A 15,619-nucleotide genomic window follows, 5' to 3' on the forward strand; every position below is an offset into this window, starting at 1 on the left:
TCAATCCTATAATAAATAAGTAATATTTAAATTTATTAAAATATATAATAAAATTTTTATTCTTAAATTCTATCATTATTAATAATGATAAATCTTAGGTGAAGGTATGAAAACACTTGCTAGGAAAAAGTGTATTCATGTTTTTTTAGCATATACTGGAGGATGCAATGGTTGTGATATAGAAGTAGTTAATGCAGTTCTTTCACCTTATTATGATGCTGAGCAGTATAATGTGTTTCTCACATTTAATCCAAGGGAGGCTGATATATTAATTGTTTCTGGATGTGTAACATTAGCTAATTTAAAACCTCTAAAAGAGATTTATAAGAAAATACCTGAGCCAAAGGCTGTAGTAGCTGTAGGATCTTGTGCTCTTATGGGTGGGGTTTATAAGAATATTTATGGAGATCTTGGACCATCAGAGTTTGTTGTAGCTCCTGTTGATAAAGTTATTCCAGTGGATGTTAAAGTTCCTGGCTGTGCCCCAAGGCCTGAAGATATAATTGCAGGGATAGTTAAAGCCATACCAAAAATATTAGGGGAGAGAAAATGAAAGAACTTTCTGCATTAGCCATTCCAATTTTAGCTTTTGCTATCTCAACATATATTCCTGGAATTCAGAGGAAAATAGAGGCAAGAATACAGCAAAGAATAGGACCTTCAATACTGTCTCCAGGATTTTGGGCATTCTTTAAATTTATATTTAAAGAAACACAAACACCTGATGCTAAATTGTATAAGTTATATAATAACCTGCCTCTACTTTCTATAGCTGTTTTATCAGCTATATTGATAGTTATTTCATTAAACAATTTTTTAGCTAACCTCATATTTATAGTAGGATTGTTAAAGATAGAAGAGATGATGTACATCATTCTTGGCTCACTTTCTAACTCTATTATGGGTTGTAATATGCCTTTTGAAGATGATTGCAAAGGAGCAAAGTTTATAAATGTTATAAAATATTCATTAGAACAGCTCTCAGCCATTAGAAACTTTAAACTAATAACTATTGGATCATTTCCATTTTATTTATCATTGTTTTTACCATTTGTTAATAGTAAGAGTATATTTATAAATGATCTCTCAGGAGTTTTCTTATTCTCTTTATCAGGAGTGTTCGGAGCTGTTTGTTATTTTATTGGTTATTTAATAATGATAAAAGAGTATCCATTCTCTATTAGCCATACAAAAGCTGATGTTATTGAAGGGGCTACATTAGAACTAATGGGAAAATATAGAGCTTTTTATTTAGCTCTAACTGAGTTACTAATGATAACTTTAGGAATATTATTTGCTGTACTATATTTGAACATAATTCCTAACATTGAACAACCAATAACTATTCTTGAAAGTTTTGCCATAGCTATAATCTTTCCAATATTAGCTGCAGTAGTTAGAGCATTCTCCCCTCTATTACTCTTTAAGCATATTTATCCTATAAGTTACATGGCTACACTTATTGGAGTTGTTGGTTTTATATTAGCTCTTTTAGGATGGTAATTGGGTATGCCTCCCATGAAAGGGTTTGGCATACCCATCAAACATTTTTAACTTACTGCCCAGCACTGAGCTTAAACTTCAATAATCTTTGGGTTTTTTAGCACTGCTTTTCCTTCTCCTCTTTTAACTTCTCCAACTTCAAAAGCATATCCTACTTTTTCTAATTCATCAATTAGATCATCTTTATATTCTTTTTTAGCAGATATTAATAACCCTCCTGCAGTTTCAGCTCCATAACCTTCTAATAATGGATGTCCAAACATTTTACTTAATTCTGGTGTTTTTTTAATACACGGTAGTGCTTTAATTTCTATAAGCTTTTTACTGAATTTAGCTATCTCATTACTATGTCCTAATATTCCAAAACCAGTTACATCAGTTAAAGCATTAGCTATTCTATCACCAACTCTCTCTTCAGCTTTTCTTAATGCCATTAAAGCATATCTATTTGATGTTGTCATAAGTTCAATTGCTTTATCTATAATTTCCTTTATTTCTTCCTCACTTAAACCTATAAACTCCTTAAACTCATCAGGAACCCTACTTAAAGCCATAGCTGTCTGTGTTCCTAATGGTTTTGTTAAAATTAATAAATCTCCTTCTTTAGCTCCAGCTTTAGTTAATAATTCTTCTTCTTTTCCAACTCCTGTAACCGCTCCTCCTATCAATGGCCAAGGATTTATTATAGTATGCCCACCAACTATAGATGTTTTATTCTCCCTACAGAAATCTTGAAATCCTCTTAACATCTCTTTAGAAATTTCAATAGGGAATTTTTCAGGAAAACCAATTATACATAGAACACCTATAATATCTAAAAATCCCATAGCATAAATATCACTTGTTGAATTACAAGCTGCAATTTTTCCCTGTATATAAGGATCATCAACTATTGGGGTAAAAACATCAACAGTTTTTGCTATTAGTATATCCCCCCTTTTAATTACAGCTGCATCATCCCCTAAACCAACAACCACATCTTTTAAATCTTCTTCAAAAACTATTCCATTAACTAAATTTTCAAGCTCAGTGCTGGGCAGTTTGCAAGCTCATCCATGTAGTTTAACCATTTCTGTTAGTTTTATTTTTTTCATTAATTATCACCTATTTATTGATAACAACCGTTTTTATATAACTCATCTCTTCCATTGCATACCTTACCCCTTCTCTCCCTAACCCGCTCTTTTTAATACCACCAAATGGCATATTATCTTGCCTATATAGAGAAGAGTCATTTATTATAACCCCACCATAATCTAAGTTTTCAGCAAAATATAAAGCTTTATTAATATCCCTTGTAAATACTGCAGCATGCAGCCCATATTCTGAATTAGCATAATCTAACATATGCTCCTCATTAGCTACAACTATAGGGGCTATAGGGGCAAAGGTTTCAGTATTACAAATAATATTATCATTATCAACCTTTAAAACTGTTGGATATACAACTGCTTTAACTCTTTTTCCTCCCAATAGTAACTCTGCTCCTTCCTCAATAGCTTTATTTATTAACTCTTCAACCCATTTAGCATGTTCTAGGCTTATTACTGGACCTAAATCTGTTTTTTCATTTAAAGGATCTCCTACATTCAATTTTTTTGTTTTTTCTAAAAATAATTTTATAAATTTATCAGCTATGCTTTCATCAACTATTATTTTGCCTACAGATATACACACTTGTCCAGAGTAGATGAAGCTACCTTTTACTAAACTATCAACAGCTCTTTCTATATCAGCATCAGCTAAGACAATGTTTGGATTAACCCCTCCTAGCTCTAAACAAACTTTTTTCTTAGCTTTCTCTAATATCATTTCTCCAACTTTTATGCTTCCTGTAAAAGATATCATATCTACCTTATCATTAACAACAATTTCTTCTCCCACAACCTCTCCTAATCCAGTTAATAAATTATATCCTCCTAAAGGGGCATTATATTTTTTGAAAGCTTCATATATTATCTTAGCTAATTCAATACAAACTAATGGAGCTTTTGGTGAGGGATGATGAACTATTGAATTACCAACAGCTATAGCTGGAGCTATTTTATGTGCTGAGAGATTTAATGGGAAGTTAAATGGAGTTATTGCTCCAACTAATCCAATAGGTTCTCTTCTTGTAAATATCAATCTATCTGATGGGATAACTTCATTTCTGAATTCTTTTACATAAAAAGCTGCAGATCTAAAAGTCTCTATACTCCTATTTACCTCTACTCTTGCCTGTTTTATTGGTTTTCCAGCATCTATAGCTAAAAGTTTAGCTAGTTCTTCTTTTTTTTCTTTAATTTTCTTGGCTATATACATTAAAATGTTAAATCTTTTTGTAATTGATAACTTCTTCATATCTTCTTTACAACTACAAGCTATATCTATAGCCTCTCTTACCTCATCTCTGCTTAATGCAGGGATCTTTCTAATAACTTCTAATGTATATGGATTTATAACTTCCAAATCTTCCCTTTCAATCCAATTACCATTTATGAGCATAATTCCACTCTTTAATTTTTATATATAAATCTTAAGATGTTAGCAATATTTTATATATTTTAACAAATTTATCATTATTTATAATGACAAATTTGTGATAGATATGGATTATGATAAACTATTAAAGAGGTTGAAAGATAAAGATGGAATTACAGTTGGAGCTTACTATACAGGAGATTGGAGCTTATATTTAATGTTTATCTTTGGATCTATTATAGTAGGAAGGATTTATGGAAACACAATGATGGTTATTATCTCTTTAATGTCTTTAGCTTTGCTATTTTCAGTGCCCTCTCTAATATTCCACTTCAAAAAGGAGAATTCAAACAATATTAATACACAACTTTTTTGGTTTTCCATATTTTTAGGAGCTTTAGCTTTAATAATATTTATAGCTAAGGTGAAATAATATGAGTAGAGAGATAATAGTTTCTATCTCATTCTTAATATTTGGTGTATCACTTTTATTAGCATTGTGGAATATCCATGTTTCTCCAGGTGTTAATTTGATTTATTTAAAAAACTATATTATCCCAAACTATGTTTGTGCTGTTGTTTTTGATTGGAGGGCTTATGATACATTAGGAGAAGCTTTAGTTTTAGTTGTAGCTGTCATGATATCATGGGTTATATTTGGAAAATCTTTATATGATAACAGTTTTTTAAAAGAACTTTTTAAGATTCCAGAATCAGATGATTATATAACTCTTCAAAAATGGGGAGAATTTACAAACATAATTGAGTTTTTAGCTTTTCCTATGAGTATTTTAATGGTTGGTTTGGGTATAATAACTATATTAGGAGGTCATATAACCCCTGGAGGAGGTTTTCAGGGGGGAGCATTAATAGCTGGGGCATTTATATTATCTGTTGTGGCCTTTGGTTCAAAAACTCCACTATGGTTTGATCATAAGTATTTAGAGAAATTAGAGGCATTAGGGGCATTAGGATATTTATTAATAGGCTTATTAGGGATGGTGTTTGGAGGGTATTATTTATTTAACTTCTACTCTGTGAATGGTTTTATAATATTCCCATCTCCAAAAGAGATTGTAACAGCTGGGATAATCCCTTATTTAAATATATTTGTTGGATTAAAAGTTCTTGCAGGGTTATCTACAGCATCATTTTTGTTATCCTGTGAAAAGGTTATAATTGAAAGGATAGAGAAATCTGAAGAGAAGTGGTAGAGATGATAAGCTTATTGTATCCATCAGTACTGTCATTTATTGTAGGGTTTATAGTAGGGATAAAATATAGAGAGAAGATAAGGAATAAATTACTAATAATTATCTTATCTATAGTAATAGCTTACTTTTTAGGAAGTTTTCCTTACTATAATTTACCTATATCATTTTCTTATGTGTCTGCTGTTTTAGGAGTTATTTTTGGTAATATGGTGAGAAAATGATTATAACTCTACTAGATAAGTGTCGACCAAAGGATGAGTGTAAATCCTGTCCTTTCTATACAAAAACATCCAAATGTATTGAAGCTTGTCCTACAGATGCTATTTTTTTATTAAATAATAAAAGCTTTTCCTGCCTAACATGTGGTCAATGTGCCGAAGCTTGTCCAAATAAAGCAATAAGGAAGAATGAATTTGGAGGTTATTATGTGGATAGAAAGAGATGTAATGGTTGTGGCCTTTGTGAAAAAGCCTGTCCTATAGGGATAATAAAGCTTGTTGAAAAGGGGGGAAGAAAGTTTCCAATGGGTATATGTAGTATGTGTGGGGCATGTGTAGAGGTTTGCCCATACAATGCAAGGGTCAGCTCTTATGAGTTATTAAATACTAAAAGAGATAAACTTGCTGATATATATTTAAAAGCTTTATCTAAAATTTTAAAAGTTGATTTAAAGAGAGAAAATATAGAAGAAATGAGAAAAATAAAAGAGAAGAGAGTAAATATAAAAATAGATAAAGATAAATGTGTTGGATGTTTGAGATGCTCATATCTTTGCCCTAAAGATACAATTAAACCAATTAATGTTAATGCCTGTACACTCTGTAATTTATGTCATGAACACTGCCCTGTAGATGCTATTGAATATGGAGAGGTAAAAGAGGGTTGTATATTATGCTTTAACTGTGTTAATATCTGCCCAAACAGTGTATTAAAAGTTGAGAATTTTAAAGTAGTTAAATTAAAAGAAGATAAAAAAATTAAACCTAAAAACTACTGTATAAACTGTGGTTTGTGTGCCTTGGAATGTAAAAGTGGAGCTTTAAAATTTGAAGATAATAGATTATATTATTCTCCAGATCTATGTTGGAAATGTTTGAAATGTGTGGAAGTTTGTCCACAAAATGTTAGAGAGTTGAAAGGAGATATAATTATAGGTGGTTGTTCTCTATGTGAAATTTGTATAAATAACTGCCCAGAGAATGCTATAGAAATAGAAGAAAAGATATTTGAAAATATCAAAGATGATAGATGTATAGTTTGTGGAACTTGTTCAAATGTTTGTCCAATGAATGCTATAATAATAGATAAAACTAATAAGACAATTATGTTTAAGGATAACTGTATAGCTTGTGAAAACTGCTCAATTCACTGTCCAAGAGATATAATTCCTAATACAACAGGATTTAAAAAAGTTGTAGATAAGGAAAGATCATTTATAAGAACTGATATGAGCCTTTGTATAAAATGTGGATTGTGTAATAAAGCATGTCCAAATGAATGTATAGATTATGGGGTTATAGATTATGATAAATGTGAATTTTGTGGAGCTTGCTACAACACCTGCCCTGTAAAGGCTATTTACTTATATAGAAGTTGGAAGATAAAAGAATAATATTGCTATATATTATGTAGTTAAATTTATATATAAATATAAAGCTAATTCTGTATTGGTGATATTTATGGTTTTTGAAGAATTTATCACAGGTCTAAAAAAGGAGGATAAAAAATTTACAGATAATCTTAAAAAAGATAATATTTTAGAAAATGAGATAAAAGAAAAATCTAAAATAGCTGAATTGGAGAGTAAGATATTAAAATTAGAAATGGAAAAGAAGGAATTAGAAAGGGAAAATTTACAACTTTTAAAAGAAATTGAAGTTTTAAGAAGAGAATTAGATAGAATGAGAGTACCTCCATTGATTGTAGGGACAGTTGTAGATAAAATAAGTGATAGAAAGGTTGTTGTTAAAAGCTCTACTGGACCAAACTTTTTAGTAAGTGTTTCTCACTTTGTAGATCCTGACAAATTAACTCCTGGGACAAGGGTGTGTTTAAATCAGCAGACTTTGACTGTTGTTGATATTTTGCCAGAGAGTAAAGATTACAGAGCAAAAGCTATGGAAGTAGATGAACGACCAAATGTTAGATATAGTGATATTGGAGGATTAGATAAACAAATACAGGAAATTAGAGAAGTTGTTGAGCTGCCATTAAAACATCCTGAACTATTTGAAAAAGTAGGTATTGAACCACCAAAAGGTGTTCTCTTATATGGACCACCAGGAACAGGAAAGACATTATTAGCTAAAGCTGTAGCTACAGAAACTAATGCAACATTTATAAGAGTTGTGGGTTCAGAGTTAGTTAAAAAGTTTATTGGAGAAGGGGCTCAATTGGTTAAAGATATATTTAAATTAGCTAAAGAAAAGGCTCCTTCTATAATATTCATTGATGAAATAGATGCTATAGCTGCAAAAAGGACAGAAGCACTAACTGGTGGAGATAGGGAAGTTCAAAGGACACTAATGCAATTGTTAGCAGAAATGGATGGGTTTGATCCAAGAGGAGATGTTAAAGTTATAGCAGCAACAAATAGATTAGATATCTTAGATCCAGCCATTTTAAGGCCTGGAAGATTTGATAGAATTATAGAAGTTCCACCTCCAGATGAAAAAGGAAGATTAGAGATATTAAAAATCCATACAAGAAATATGAACTTAAAAGATGTGGATTTAGAAGAAATAGCTAAAATTACAGAAGGTTGTGTAGGTGCTGATATAAAAGCTATATGTACTGAAGCAGGGATGAATGCTATCAGAGAATTTAGAGATTATGTAACTATGGATGACTTTAGAAAGGCTGTTGAGAAAGTTATGGGCAAAAGAATTAAAAAAGAAGAACCTGCACATCTTTCAGTATTATATAGATAAACTTTTTTTATTTTTTATATTTAAAATTTATAGATGGCTCTTTTATTTTTATAATGTTTTTTATCCTTGTTTTAATGGATGAGCGATTCAAACACCTTGAATACTTGCTTGACATGGTTAGATATGCTGTTTCCATCCTTGTTTTAATGGATAAGCGATTCAAACCTGGCCATTGATGACATTGACACTTACGTCGATGGTTTCCATCCTTGTTTTAATGGATGAGCGATTCAAACATTACAAAATTATGTATATTGTGAAGATATTGATGATGTTTCCATCCTTGTTTTAATGGATAAGCGATTCAAACCCTATGCAACCACTAACTATATTCGCCAAAACTCCTATATAAATCTTTCTTTTCCCATGCGATTTTTCTTACTACCCAATTATTAAAACCTTTATAAAGTTAAGAAAGATTATGCAAATTATTTATAAATATAACGCACAACTGTATCATAAAATATAAACAATTATAACTTATCTAACTAAAATAAAAACAAACTAAACATAAAACCATAAAAATAAAAATAAATAACAAAAATAATTAAAAAATCTCAATTTTAATTTGAAAAAATCATTATTACTTTTTCCCGATTTTCTCATACAAATTTTAACAAGAGGATATATAAAGGCAAGAAAAGTTAATTAAAAAGATTGATATAGTTATTAGAAAATTAATTTATTTTTTTATTTCTTCCTCTAATTCCCACTCTTTTATCCTTTCTCCTGTTAGCATGAATACTATTCTATCACCTATAGAAGCTACAATGTTACCACTTCTCTCTAAATACTTTCCTGCAAAAATGATCTCAGTGTAAAGAGTGATTTTATTTGGATTTTCTATAATTTTTGTTAGCATACTTCTATACAATTGTTCAAACAATTCATGTAACTTCTTATCCATATTATATACTTCTATAGCTAACTTTTCATCTCTATTTTTGAATGCATCCATAGCTTCATCAAGCATATCTAATAAATAATTTTTCATAACAATTAATAACTCATTATATCTTTTTCCTTCAATATCAGATTTTAACAAAAGTTTGCAAATCTTTGAAGCATTATCACCAACCTTCTCAAGCTTTGAAGAAATCTTTAATACTGTTATTATTTCCCTAAGATCTTCTGCTACAGGTTGATATAGAGCTAGGGATTTTATACATTTGTCCTCTATATTAATCTCCATAAGATCAATATCTACATCTTTTTTCCTTATGATCTTAGCATTATTTTTATCCCCTTCCATAAAAACCTTAATAGCATTTTCAGTTTGTTCTTTACAAAGATTGGCCATTTCCATTAAATCTCCTTCAAGTTCTTTTATGATAGCTTCAAATCTTCTCATAATTTTCCCCTCTATATTTAACCAAATCTACCCCTAATATAATCATCAGTTTCTTTCTTTTTTGGATTTAAGAAAATCTCTTCTGTTTTATCAAATTCAATTAATTTTCCCATTAAAAAGAATGCAGTATAATCAGATATTCTACTAGCCTGTTGCATATTATGAGTTACAATAACAACAGTATAGTCTTTAGCAAGTTCAGTAATTAACTCTTCTATCTTTAATGTAGATATAGGATCTAATGCAGATGTAGGCTCATCCATTAATAACACTTCTGGCTTTACTGCTATGGCTCTTGCTATGCACAACCTCTGTTGCTGCCCTCCAGAGAGCTTAAGAGCATTTTTATGTAATTCATCTTTAACCTCATCCCATAGAGCAGCTTTTTTTAAAGCCCATTCTACTATCTTATCAAGTTCTTTCTTATTTTTAATTCCATGAATTCTTGGTCCAAAGGCTACATTATCATAAATACTCATTGCAAATGGATTAGGTTTTTGAAAGACCATACCCACTCTTCTTCTTAACTCATAAACATCTACATCCTTATCATATATATTCTTCCCATCCAAAAATACCTTTCCTTCTATTCTAACATTTTCAATAAGATCATTCAATCTATTAAGACATCTTAAAAATGTTGATTTTCCACATCCTGATGGACCTATTAATGCTGTTATTCTATTTTCATATATAGGAAGGGAAATATCAAATAAAGCCTGTTTTTCTCCATACCATAAATTTAAGTTTTTTGTTTCCATTTTTATTTTTTCCATAAAATCCCTCCCAATTATATTTTAATATCTTCTCTTAAAGCATATCTTATGGGAATAAAAATTGATAAGAATATGATTAACATAATTAAAGCCGTCCCCCATGCCATTTTATGGTCTTCAGGTGAAGGGCTATTTATAAGTTCATAAATTAACATAGGTATAGCCCCAATGGGTTTAAGGGGGTTTAATAGATCAGGATAACTCTCATATAACCCCCCAATAGTAAAAATAAGTGGTGCTGTTTCTCCTGCAACTTTTGCCATTCCTATTAACATACCTGTGAGTATTCCTTTTTTAGCCATTTTTGTTATAACTTTAAATATTACTTGTGCTCTTGTGCAGCCAAGAGCATAAGCCCCCTCTTTATATATTCTTGGAATTTCAGACATGGCTTCTTCTGTATATACTGCAACATAAGGAGTCATAATTAAAGCTAAAGCTAAAGCTCCAGCAATAGCTGAGAATGACCCAAGAGGAACTACAACAACTGCCATTATGAATGTTCCCACTAAAATTGTTGGAAACTCTAACATAATCTGCAGTAAAACCCTTGTAGCTTTTCCTATAAAGCTCTTTGGAAACTCATAAGCATAAGTTCCTGCTAAAAATGCTAATGGAAGGCCAATTAAAGAAGCTAGAAAAGTTAAATATAATGTTCCAATTATGGCTGGTCCTATCCCTCCTTCACTTTTAGTAGCTGTTAAAAATTTCAATCCTCCCTCTAAAACCACAGGTAGACCTTTTAATATTATAGAAAATATAATATGGAATAATGGTAAAACAGCCAAGAATGTCAAACATCCTATAACAATCAAAAATAATTTATCTTTTATCATTCTAATTCTTTTATGACTCATAAAAACCCCTCAATGACTTATTTGCTTCCTCCATTTCATTAAATAAATCACTCCAATAATATTAACCACTAATCCAATTATAAATAGCACTAAACCTGCAGCATACAAGGTAGAGAGCATATATTCATAGAGATTGGCATTTCCAAATTGATTAGCTATTAATGAAGAGATTGTGTAACCCGGAGCAAAGAGTTTGTATGTTAAATTAAATGAGTTTCCTATAACTAATGAAACAGCAACTGTTTCTCCTAAAGCTCTACCAAATGCTAATATAAATCCTGAGACTATAGCTGGTGATATGTATTTAATAAGTTGTTTTGTGGCCTCATATTTTGTACAACCTAAAGCATACAGCCCTTCTTTATAAACTTGTGGTATCATAGCATAAGCTTCTCTAATAATAGCTGAAGCAAAAGGAGTGACCATAATACCTAACAGTATTCCTGCAGCAAAATATGAATAACCTGTTATTGGAGGGTAATTAAATAATGGAATAAAAGAGAAATGTTCATATAATATCTTCATTACAGTGTCTTTTAATATAGGAACTAAAAAGAATGCCCCCCAAATACCATATATTATTGTAGGTAATCCTGCCATAATGTCTGAGATAATAACTAAAATCTGCTTTAGCCATTTTGGAGCATAGTCATTAACAAAAATCGCAAAACATATTGCTATAGGAATAGCAAAAATAACAGCTATTGTAGCTGTATATACACTTCCCCATATGGCAGCAGCTAATCCATATTTTTCTCTTGAAGCTTCCTCTGCTGCTATCCATATATTTTTTATAAAAAGATCTATTCCAAACTTCTCTATAGCTGGATAGGCATTAATAAAATATGATAATAACATTGTAATAAAAATTAAAAAAACAATTAAAATTGCTGGAAAGGTTATAATAACAAAACTATCAATCTTTTTAAATATTTTCTTAAAATTCATATAATCCCTCCAAATGTTAATTACATTTAAAAAAGTAAAAAATAAGGTATAAAAAAGTTATTGATTATGTTTTTTACTCCTTAACCATGTCTATAGCCTTTAAGCCTATTTGAGCTACTTCTGGTGGTAAGCCTACATAACCTTCAGCCAAGTGCTCTGGCTTCTGTCCTTCAGTCAATACCCACTTTACAAATGTTTTGACAGCTTTAGCTTCTTCTGTGGAATAGTGCTTTTTATTTTTATTCTCCCAAACTAAGAAGTGTGTAAATGCTACAATTGGATATGCATTTTTTCCAGGAGCATTTAATAACTGTTTTAGATCTTCCTTATAACCTTCTGTAGGATCAGGAATATTTGCTTTAACAGCTGCTACAGCTGCTTTTATTGTTTCATCTGTAGGAGTTACAAAGTTTCCAGCTTTATTTTTAATAGCTGCTACAGGTAAATTATTCTTTATAGTATATGAAAGCTCAGTATATGCTATTGAATAAGGAGTTTTTTCTAAAATTGCTATAACTCCTGGGTTTCCTTTACCTCCAATCCCTCCTAAATTTGATGGCCAATTTTTACCAACATAATCACTTGGCCACAATCCATTTGTAGCTAAGTTTAAATATGTTGTAAATATCTTTGTAGTTCCACTAGCATCAGATCTGTGTATTGTTACAATCTCTTTATGAGGTAGATTTAAACCAGGATTTAATTCTTTTATAGCTGGATCATCCCAATATTTTATATCTCCTTTAAATATCTTTGCTATGACTTCTGGAGTTAAATTTAATGTAGCTTTTCCTATTTCTGGAACATTGTAAGTTACAACAACAGCACCAACAATTTCAGGGAATTGTAATGGCTGATCTCCTGTAGATAAGAATTTTTTCCACATCTTTTCAGTAACTGGTGGATCACTTCTACCTATATGTGTTAACCCTTTCAAAAATGCATCCTGACCATGCCCAGAACCTCCACCTTCATATTCAACCTTTATATTTGGATACTCTTTTTGGAAGTCAGCAATCCACTTTTCTATTTGATACTTTGGAAAAGTAGCTCCTGTAGTTCTAATGGTAATTATTTTCTGAGTTTCTTTCTGAGAACTTTTTTCATTAACACATCCTGCCAAGAAAGATGTAGAGATTAGGATTGTTAGTAGGATTATTAAGATTTTCCTCAAATTTTTCACCTCCAGTATGGCATCAATATGTTAATAGCATAAAAGTATTATTTAAAATTTACTATTTTGAATTATAATTCATAAAATATGAACAATATAAAAGATATATAAATATTAATAGAATAATAATTGAATTAAAAACAATAAAAAAGTGAAATAATGATGATATCAAGGGATGATGTAGAAAGTTTGGATCCTATAGAAAAGATGTATTTTAAAAGAATACTATCATTTATAAAAAACACTTTAAAAATTGATGTTACTCAATATAAAGAGAGTTATATTATAAGAAGAATAAGAGTAAGAATGAAAGCTACAAAATGTCAAAGTTTTAAAGAATATTATGAATATCTTAAAACCCATAAAGAAGAGCATGAGGAGTTAGCTAACACTTTAACAGTTAACGTTACTGAATTTTGGAGAGATATTACTGTATATAAGGAGATAATGAAAATTATTGATAATTGGGTAGCTGATAGATCAATAAGAAAGCTGAGAATCTGGAGTGCAGGTTGTTCTTCTGGGGAAGAGCCTTATGGAGTAGCTATTATATTAAATGAAGCAATAGAGAAGCATAAAAGAAAGTTATTATTGGCATCAATTATTGGGACTGATATTGATAAGGAGGTTTTAAATAAAGCTAGGATTGGAATTTATCACATAAAACAATTAAAAAATTTACCCCCTCATATAATTGAGAAGTATTTTATCAAACTAAATGAGGAAGAATATCAGATAAAACAGATCATTAAAAAATATGTAAAATTTCAATTACATGATCTAATAAAAGATCCTCCATTAAAAAATATGGATATGATATTATGTAGAAATGTTATCATTTATTTTGATAAAAAGATACAAGAAGAAATATTTTTAAAATTTTATGAAGCTCTAAATCCTGGAGGATTTTTAGTGTTGGGTAAAACAGAGATATTACATGGAGAGGCTAAAAAGTTATTTAAAACATATAATGCTAGGGAAAGGATATATCAAAAACCAAAAGAAGAATAAATTAGCTTTCCATATCAACTACTTTATCTAATTTTTTAATAGATTCTGGATCAACAATTATTATTAAGTAACATTTTAGAGGAAATCTACCAATAATCTCAACTTTTGTGTCGTATAACATAACAACATCAGTCTTTTCAGCAACCTCTGTTATTAAAGATTCAACAATAGTGAATCCTATATCTTTAATGAATTCTGGAGGGGTGAAATTAATTACACCATTTAATCTATTAGCAAAAACATTTAGAAAGGAAGTAATAACTATATTCCCCACTTCACCAATTAGTGACCTTTCCATCTCTTCATAATCTGGTAATTCTGACTTACTTACAAGAGAATCCCAAAGTATATCTATTAGTAATAGTTTTTCTAATTTAATGGCATCTTTTTCAGGTATTAATATCAACCCCTTACCTGATAAAACTCCTTCAAAGTCAATTCTAGCAGCTTTATAATTCTCATCCCCAAATTGTTCAGGTATATATTCTATTAAAGCAAACCTTATCCCTAAAAAATTTACTTCTACATTTTCTCCAGTTAGTTCCATAAAAGAATGTGCCATATTCTCAGTAGCTTCTTTACCTAGCTTAATAAGCCTATTTATTGGTTTAATAAATCCCATAATATCACAAAAAATTTAAGTATTTAACTTTCAAATTTTACACTTAATTTATCTTTTACTTTACCTTCAGTTATTGCTTTAAACAATTTATCAACAGATTCATTTGGTAACACTATTAATACCTCAAAGCTCTCTCCAACTTCACATATGTGCATTGTTGATTTGAAGGCCATTATAATATCATCATCTTTAATATTATTATCTTTGAAGATTTTATTTAAAATTTCTCCTCCCATACCTGTTATAAATTCTGGTGGAGTCATAGTTAGAGTAGTGTCCATAAAATTAGCAAAAGAGTCAACATAAGCTGAAATTAGTATATTACATATCTCATTTATAGCAGATATTTTCATATCATCCATTTCATCATTGTCACATTCCATACCCATTCCTAATAACATTGCTTTAGATATCTCTAAAGCTCCTTTTTCAGAGAAAATTAAAACCCCAGTACCAGAAATCTCTCCACTAAAGTTTATTTTTGTAAATATCTTTATTTCATCACCATACTCACTTATAATTTCTGGAGGAGTAATGAGTCTAATATTAAAAACTTTTAACTCTGCAGAGTAACCTGTCATATCTGTTATAAATCTCATAGCTTTTTCAGAGGCAAATTTTCCTATATCTTCTATTTTTTTGAAATATCTAGGATCTAAAGTAGTTAGAGCATTTGCAGACATTTTTGAGTCCCCTAATGTACTTTCAATAATAGCTTTCACAATTATATCCCACGATTTTGGAGATATTTCTACATTTCCGAATCTCAT

General features: G+C 30.1%; 17 protein-coding genes. 8 read left to right on the forward strand and 9 right to left on the reverse strand.

The window, feature by feature from the left end; translation table 11 throughout:
• Positions 1 to 106 precede the first annotated feature (106 nt).
• Both METVI_RS0105145 and METVI_RS0105150 read left to right on the forward strand, forming a co-directional pair.
• Positions 107 to 553 (forward strand): NADH-quinone oxidoreductase subunit B family protein, encoded by a 447-nt coding sequence (locus tag METVI_RS0105145; protein ID WP_017981098.1) that lies wholly within the window; start codon positions 107 to 109, stop codon positions 551 to 553.
• Positions 550 to 1,503: a respiratory chain complex I subunit 1 family protein gene (locus METVI_RS0105150; protein WP_004589954.1), complete on the forward strand. Its 954-nt coding sequence runs from the start codon at positions 550 to 552 to the stop codon at positions 1,501 to 1,503. The genes METVI_RS0105145 and METVI_RS0105150 overlap by 4 nt, the downstream gene beginning before the upstream one ends.
• Before the next feature lie 71 nt (positions 1,504 to 1,574).
• Here the strand turns inward: METVI_RS0105150 and selD are convergent, their stop codons facing one another.
• Complete coding sequence (gene selD, locus METVI_RS0105155) at positions 1,575 to 2,597, reverse strand: selenide, water dikinase SelD (RefSeq protein ID WP_081604669.1); 1,023 nt, start codon at positions 2,595 to 2,597, stop codon at positions 1,575 to 1,577.
• A gap of 10 nt (positions 2,598 to 2,607) precedes the next feature.
• Entirely contained in the window at positions 2,608 to 3,990 is a 1,383-nt protein-coding gene (locus METVI_RS0105160) for a lactaldehyde dehydrogenase (RefSeq protein WP_004589956.1), read from the reverse strand.
• A gap of 103 nt (positions 3,991 to 4,093) precedes the next feature.
• On the opposite strand from METVI_RS0105160, the gene METVI_RS0105165 reads away from it, so the two are divergent.
• From METVI_RS0105165 to METVI_RS0105185, 5 genes are all read left to right on the forward strand, one after another.
• Positions 4,094 to 4,399, forward strand: a complete 306-nt coding sequence (locus tag METVI_RS0105165; protein WP_004589957.1) for a hypothetical protein — start codon at positions 4,094 to 4,096, stop codon at positions 4,397 to 4,399.
• A 1-nt stretch (position 4,400) separates the two neighbouring features.
• Entirely contained in the window at positions 4,401 to 5,180 is a 780-nt protein-coding gene (locus METVI_RS0105170) for a Na(+)/H(+) antiporter subunit B (protein WP_004589958.1), read from the forward strand.
• A 2-nt stretch (positions 5,181 to 5,182) separates the two neighbouring features.
• Positions 5,183 to 5,401 (forward strand): hypothetical protein, encoded by a 219-nt coding sequence (locus METVI_RS0105175; RefSeq protein ID WP_004589959.1) that lies wholly within the window; start codon positions 5,183 to 5,185, stop codon positions 5,399 to 5,401.
• On the forward strand, positions 5,398 to 6,792 hold the full coding sequence (locus tag METVI_RS0105180; RefSeq protein WP_004589960.1) for a 4Fe-4S binding protein: 1,395 nt from the start codon (positions 5,398 to 5,400) through the stop codon (positions 6,790 to 6,792). Before METVI_RS0105175 ends, METVI_RS0105180 begins: the two co-directional genes overlap by 4 nt.
• 67 nt (positions 6,793 to 6,859) lie before the next feature.
• On the forward strand, positions 6,860 to 8,110 hold the full coding sequence (locus METVI_RS0105185; RefSeq protein ID WP_004589961.1) for a proteasome-activating nucleotidase: 1,251 nt from the start codon (positions 6,860 to 6,862) through the stop codon (positions 8,108 to 8,110).
• A gap of 682 nt (positions 8,111 to 8,792) precedes the next feature.
• Here METVI_RS0105185 and phoU read toward each other — a convergent pair.
• The 5 genes from phoU to pstS all read right to left on the reverse strand — a co-directional run bounded on the left by phoU (position 8,793) and on the right by pstS (position 13,216).
• Positions 8,793 to 9,461, reverse strand: coding sequence for a phosphate signaling complex protein PhoU (phoU, locus tag METVI_RS0105190; RefSeq protein WP_004590940.1), 669 nt, complete (start codon positions 9,459 to 9,461; stop codon positions 8,793 to 8,795).
• A 17-nt stretch (positions 9,462 to 9,478) separates the two neighbouring features.
• Complete coding sequence (gene pstB / locus METVI_RS0105195; protein WP_004590941.1) at positions 9,479 to 10,237, reverse strand: phosphate ABC transporter ATP-binding protein PstB; 759 nt, start codon at positions 10,235 to 10,237, stop codon at positions 9,479 to 9,481.
• 14 nt (positions 10,238 to 10,251) lie between these two features.
• Entirely contained in the window at positions 10,252 to 11,094 is an 843-nt protein-coding gene (pstA, locus tag METVI_RS0105200; protein WP_004590942.1) for a phosphate ABC transporter permease PstA, read from the reverse strand.
• A gap of 9 nt (positions 11,095 to 11,103) precedes the next feature.
• Positions 11,104 to 12,042: a phosphate ABC transporter permease subunit PstC gene (gene pstC, locus METVI_RS0105205; protein WP_004590943.1), complete on the reverse strand. Its 939-nt coding sequence runs from the start codon at positions 12,040 to 12,042 to the stop codon at positions 11,104 to 11,106.
• A gap of 73 nt (positions 12,043 to 12,115) precedes the next feature.
• Positions 12,116 to 13,216 carry a phosphate ABC transporter substrate-binding protein PstS gene (pstS, locus tag METVI_RS0105210; protein ID WP_004590944.1) on the reverse strand — a complete coding sequence of 367 codons (1,101 nt, stop codon included), beginning with the start codon at positions 13,214 to 13,216 and terminating at the stop codon, positions 12,116 to 12,118.
• Positions 13,217 to 13,375: 159 nt separating this feature from the next.
• Between pstS and METVI_RS0105215 the strand changes: the two genes are divergently transcribed.
• Positions 13,376 to 14,227, forward strand: a complete 852-nt coding sequence (locus METVI_RS0105215; protein ID WP_017981099.1) for a CheR family methyltransferase — start codon at positions 13,376 to 13,378, stop codon at positions 14,225 to 14,227.
• 1 nt (position 14,228) lies between these two features.
• Here the strand turns inward: METVI_RS0105215 and METVI_RS0105220 are convergent, their stop codons facing one another.
• Positions 14,229 to 14,849, reverse strand: coding sequence for a chemotaxis protein CheC (locus METVI_RS0105220; protein ID WP_004590948.1), 621 nt, complete (start codon positions 14,847 to 14,849; stop codon positions 14,229 to 14,231).
• A gap of 23 nt (positions 14,850 to 14,872) precedes the next feature.
• Positions 14,873 to 15,619: a chemotaxis protein CheC gene (locus METVI_RS0105225; RefSeq protein ID WP_004590950.1), complete on the reverse strand. Its 747-nt coding sequence runs from the start codon at positions 15,617 to 15,619 to the stop codon at positions 14,873 to 14,875.

Origin of the sequence: Methanocaldococcus villosus KIN24-T80, from assembly GCF_000371805.1 — an archaeon.
Lineage (GTDB): Archaea > AGJL01 > Methanococci > Methanococcales > Methanocaldococcaceae > Methanocaldococcus > Methanocaldococcus villosus.

Excerpts from the sequence above, each read along its gene's own strand:
- phoU (WP_004590940.1), bottom strand. The coding sequence starts at position 9,461 with ATGAGAAGATTTGAAGCTATCATAAAAGAACTTGAAGGAGATTTAATG.
- METVI_RS0105170 (WP_004589958.1), top strand. The coding sequence starts at position 4,401 with ATGAGTAGAGAGATAATAGTTTCTATCTCATTCTTAATATTTGGTGTA.
- METVI_RS0105225 (WP_004590950.1), bottom strand. The coding sequence starts at position 15,619 with ATGAGATTCGGAAATGTAGAAATATCTCCAAAATCGTGGGATATAATT.
- METVI_RS0105150 (WP_004589954.1), top strand. The coding sequence starts at position 550 with ATGAAAGAACTTTCTGCATTAGCCATTCCAATTTTAGCTTTTGCTATC.
- METVI_RS0105180 (WP_004589960.1), top strand. The coding sequence starts at position 5,398 with ATGATTATAACTCTACTAGATAAGTGTCGACCAAAGGATGAGTGTAAA.
- pstB (WP_004590941.1), bottom strand. The coding sequence starts at position 10,237 with ATGGAAAAAATAAAAATGGAAACAAAAAACTTAAATTTATGGTATGGA.
- METVI_RS0105145 (WP_017981098.1), top strand. The coding sequence starts at position 107 with ATGAAAACACTTGCTAGGAAAAAGTGTATTCATGTTTTTTTAGCATAT.
- METVI_RS0105165 (WP_004589957.1), top strand. The coding sequence starts at position 4,094 with ATGGATTATGATAAACTATTAAAGAGGTTGAAAGATAAAGATGGAATT.
- METVI_RS0105220 (WP_004590948.1), bottom strand. The coding sequence starts at position 14,849 with ATGGGATTTATTAAACCAATAAATAGGCTTATTAAGCTAGGTAAAGAA.
- METVI_RS0105160 (WP_004589956.1), bottom strand. The coding sequence starts at position 3,990 with ATGCTCATAAATGGTAATTGGATTGAAAGGGAAGATTTGGAAGTTATA.
- METVI_RS0105175 (WP_004589959.1), top strand. The coding sequence starts at position 5,183 with ATGATAAGCTTATTGTATCCATCAGTACTGTCATTTATTGTAGGGTTT.
- METVI_RS0105215 (WP_017981099.1), top strand. The coding sequence starts at position 13,376 with ATGATGATATCAAGGGATGATGTAGAAAGTTTGGATCCTATAGAAAAG.
- pstA (WP_004590942.1), bottom strand. The coding sequence starts at position 11,094 with ATGAGTCATAAAAGAATTAGAATGATAAAAGATAAATTATTTTTGATT.
- pstC (WP_004590943.1), bottom strand. The coding sequence starts at position 12,042 with ATGAATTTTAAGAAAATATTTAAAAAGATTGATAGTTTTGTTATTATA.
- METVI_RS0105185 (WP_004589961.1), top strand. The coding sequence starts at position 6,860 with ATGGTTTTTGAAGAATTTATCACAGGTCTAAAAAAGGAGGATAAAAAA.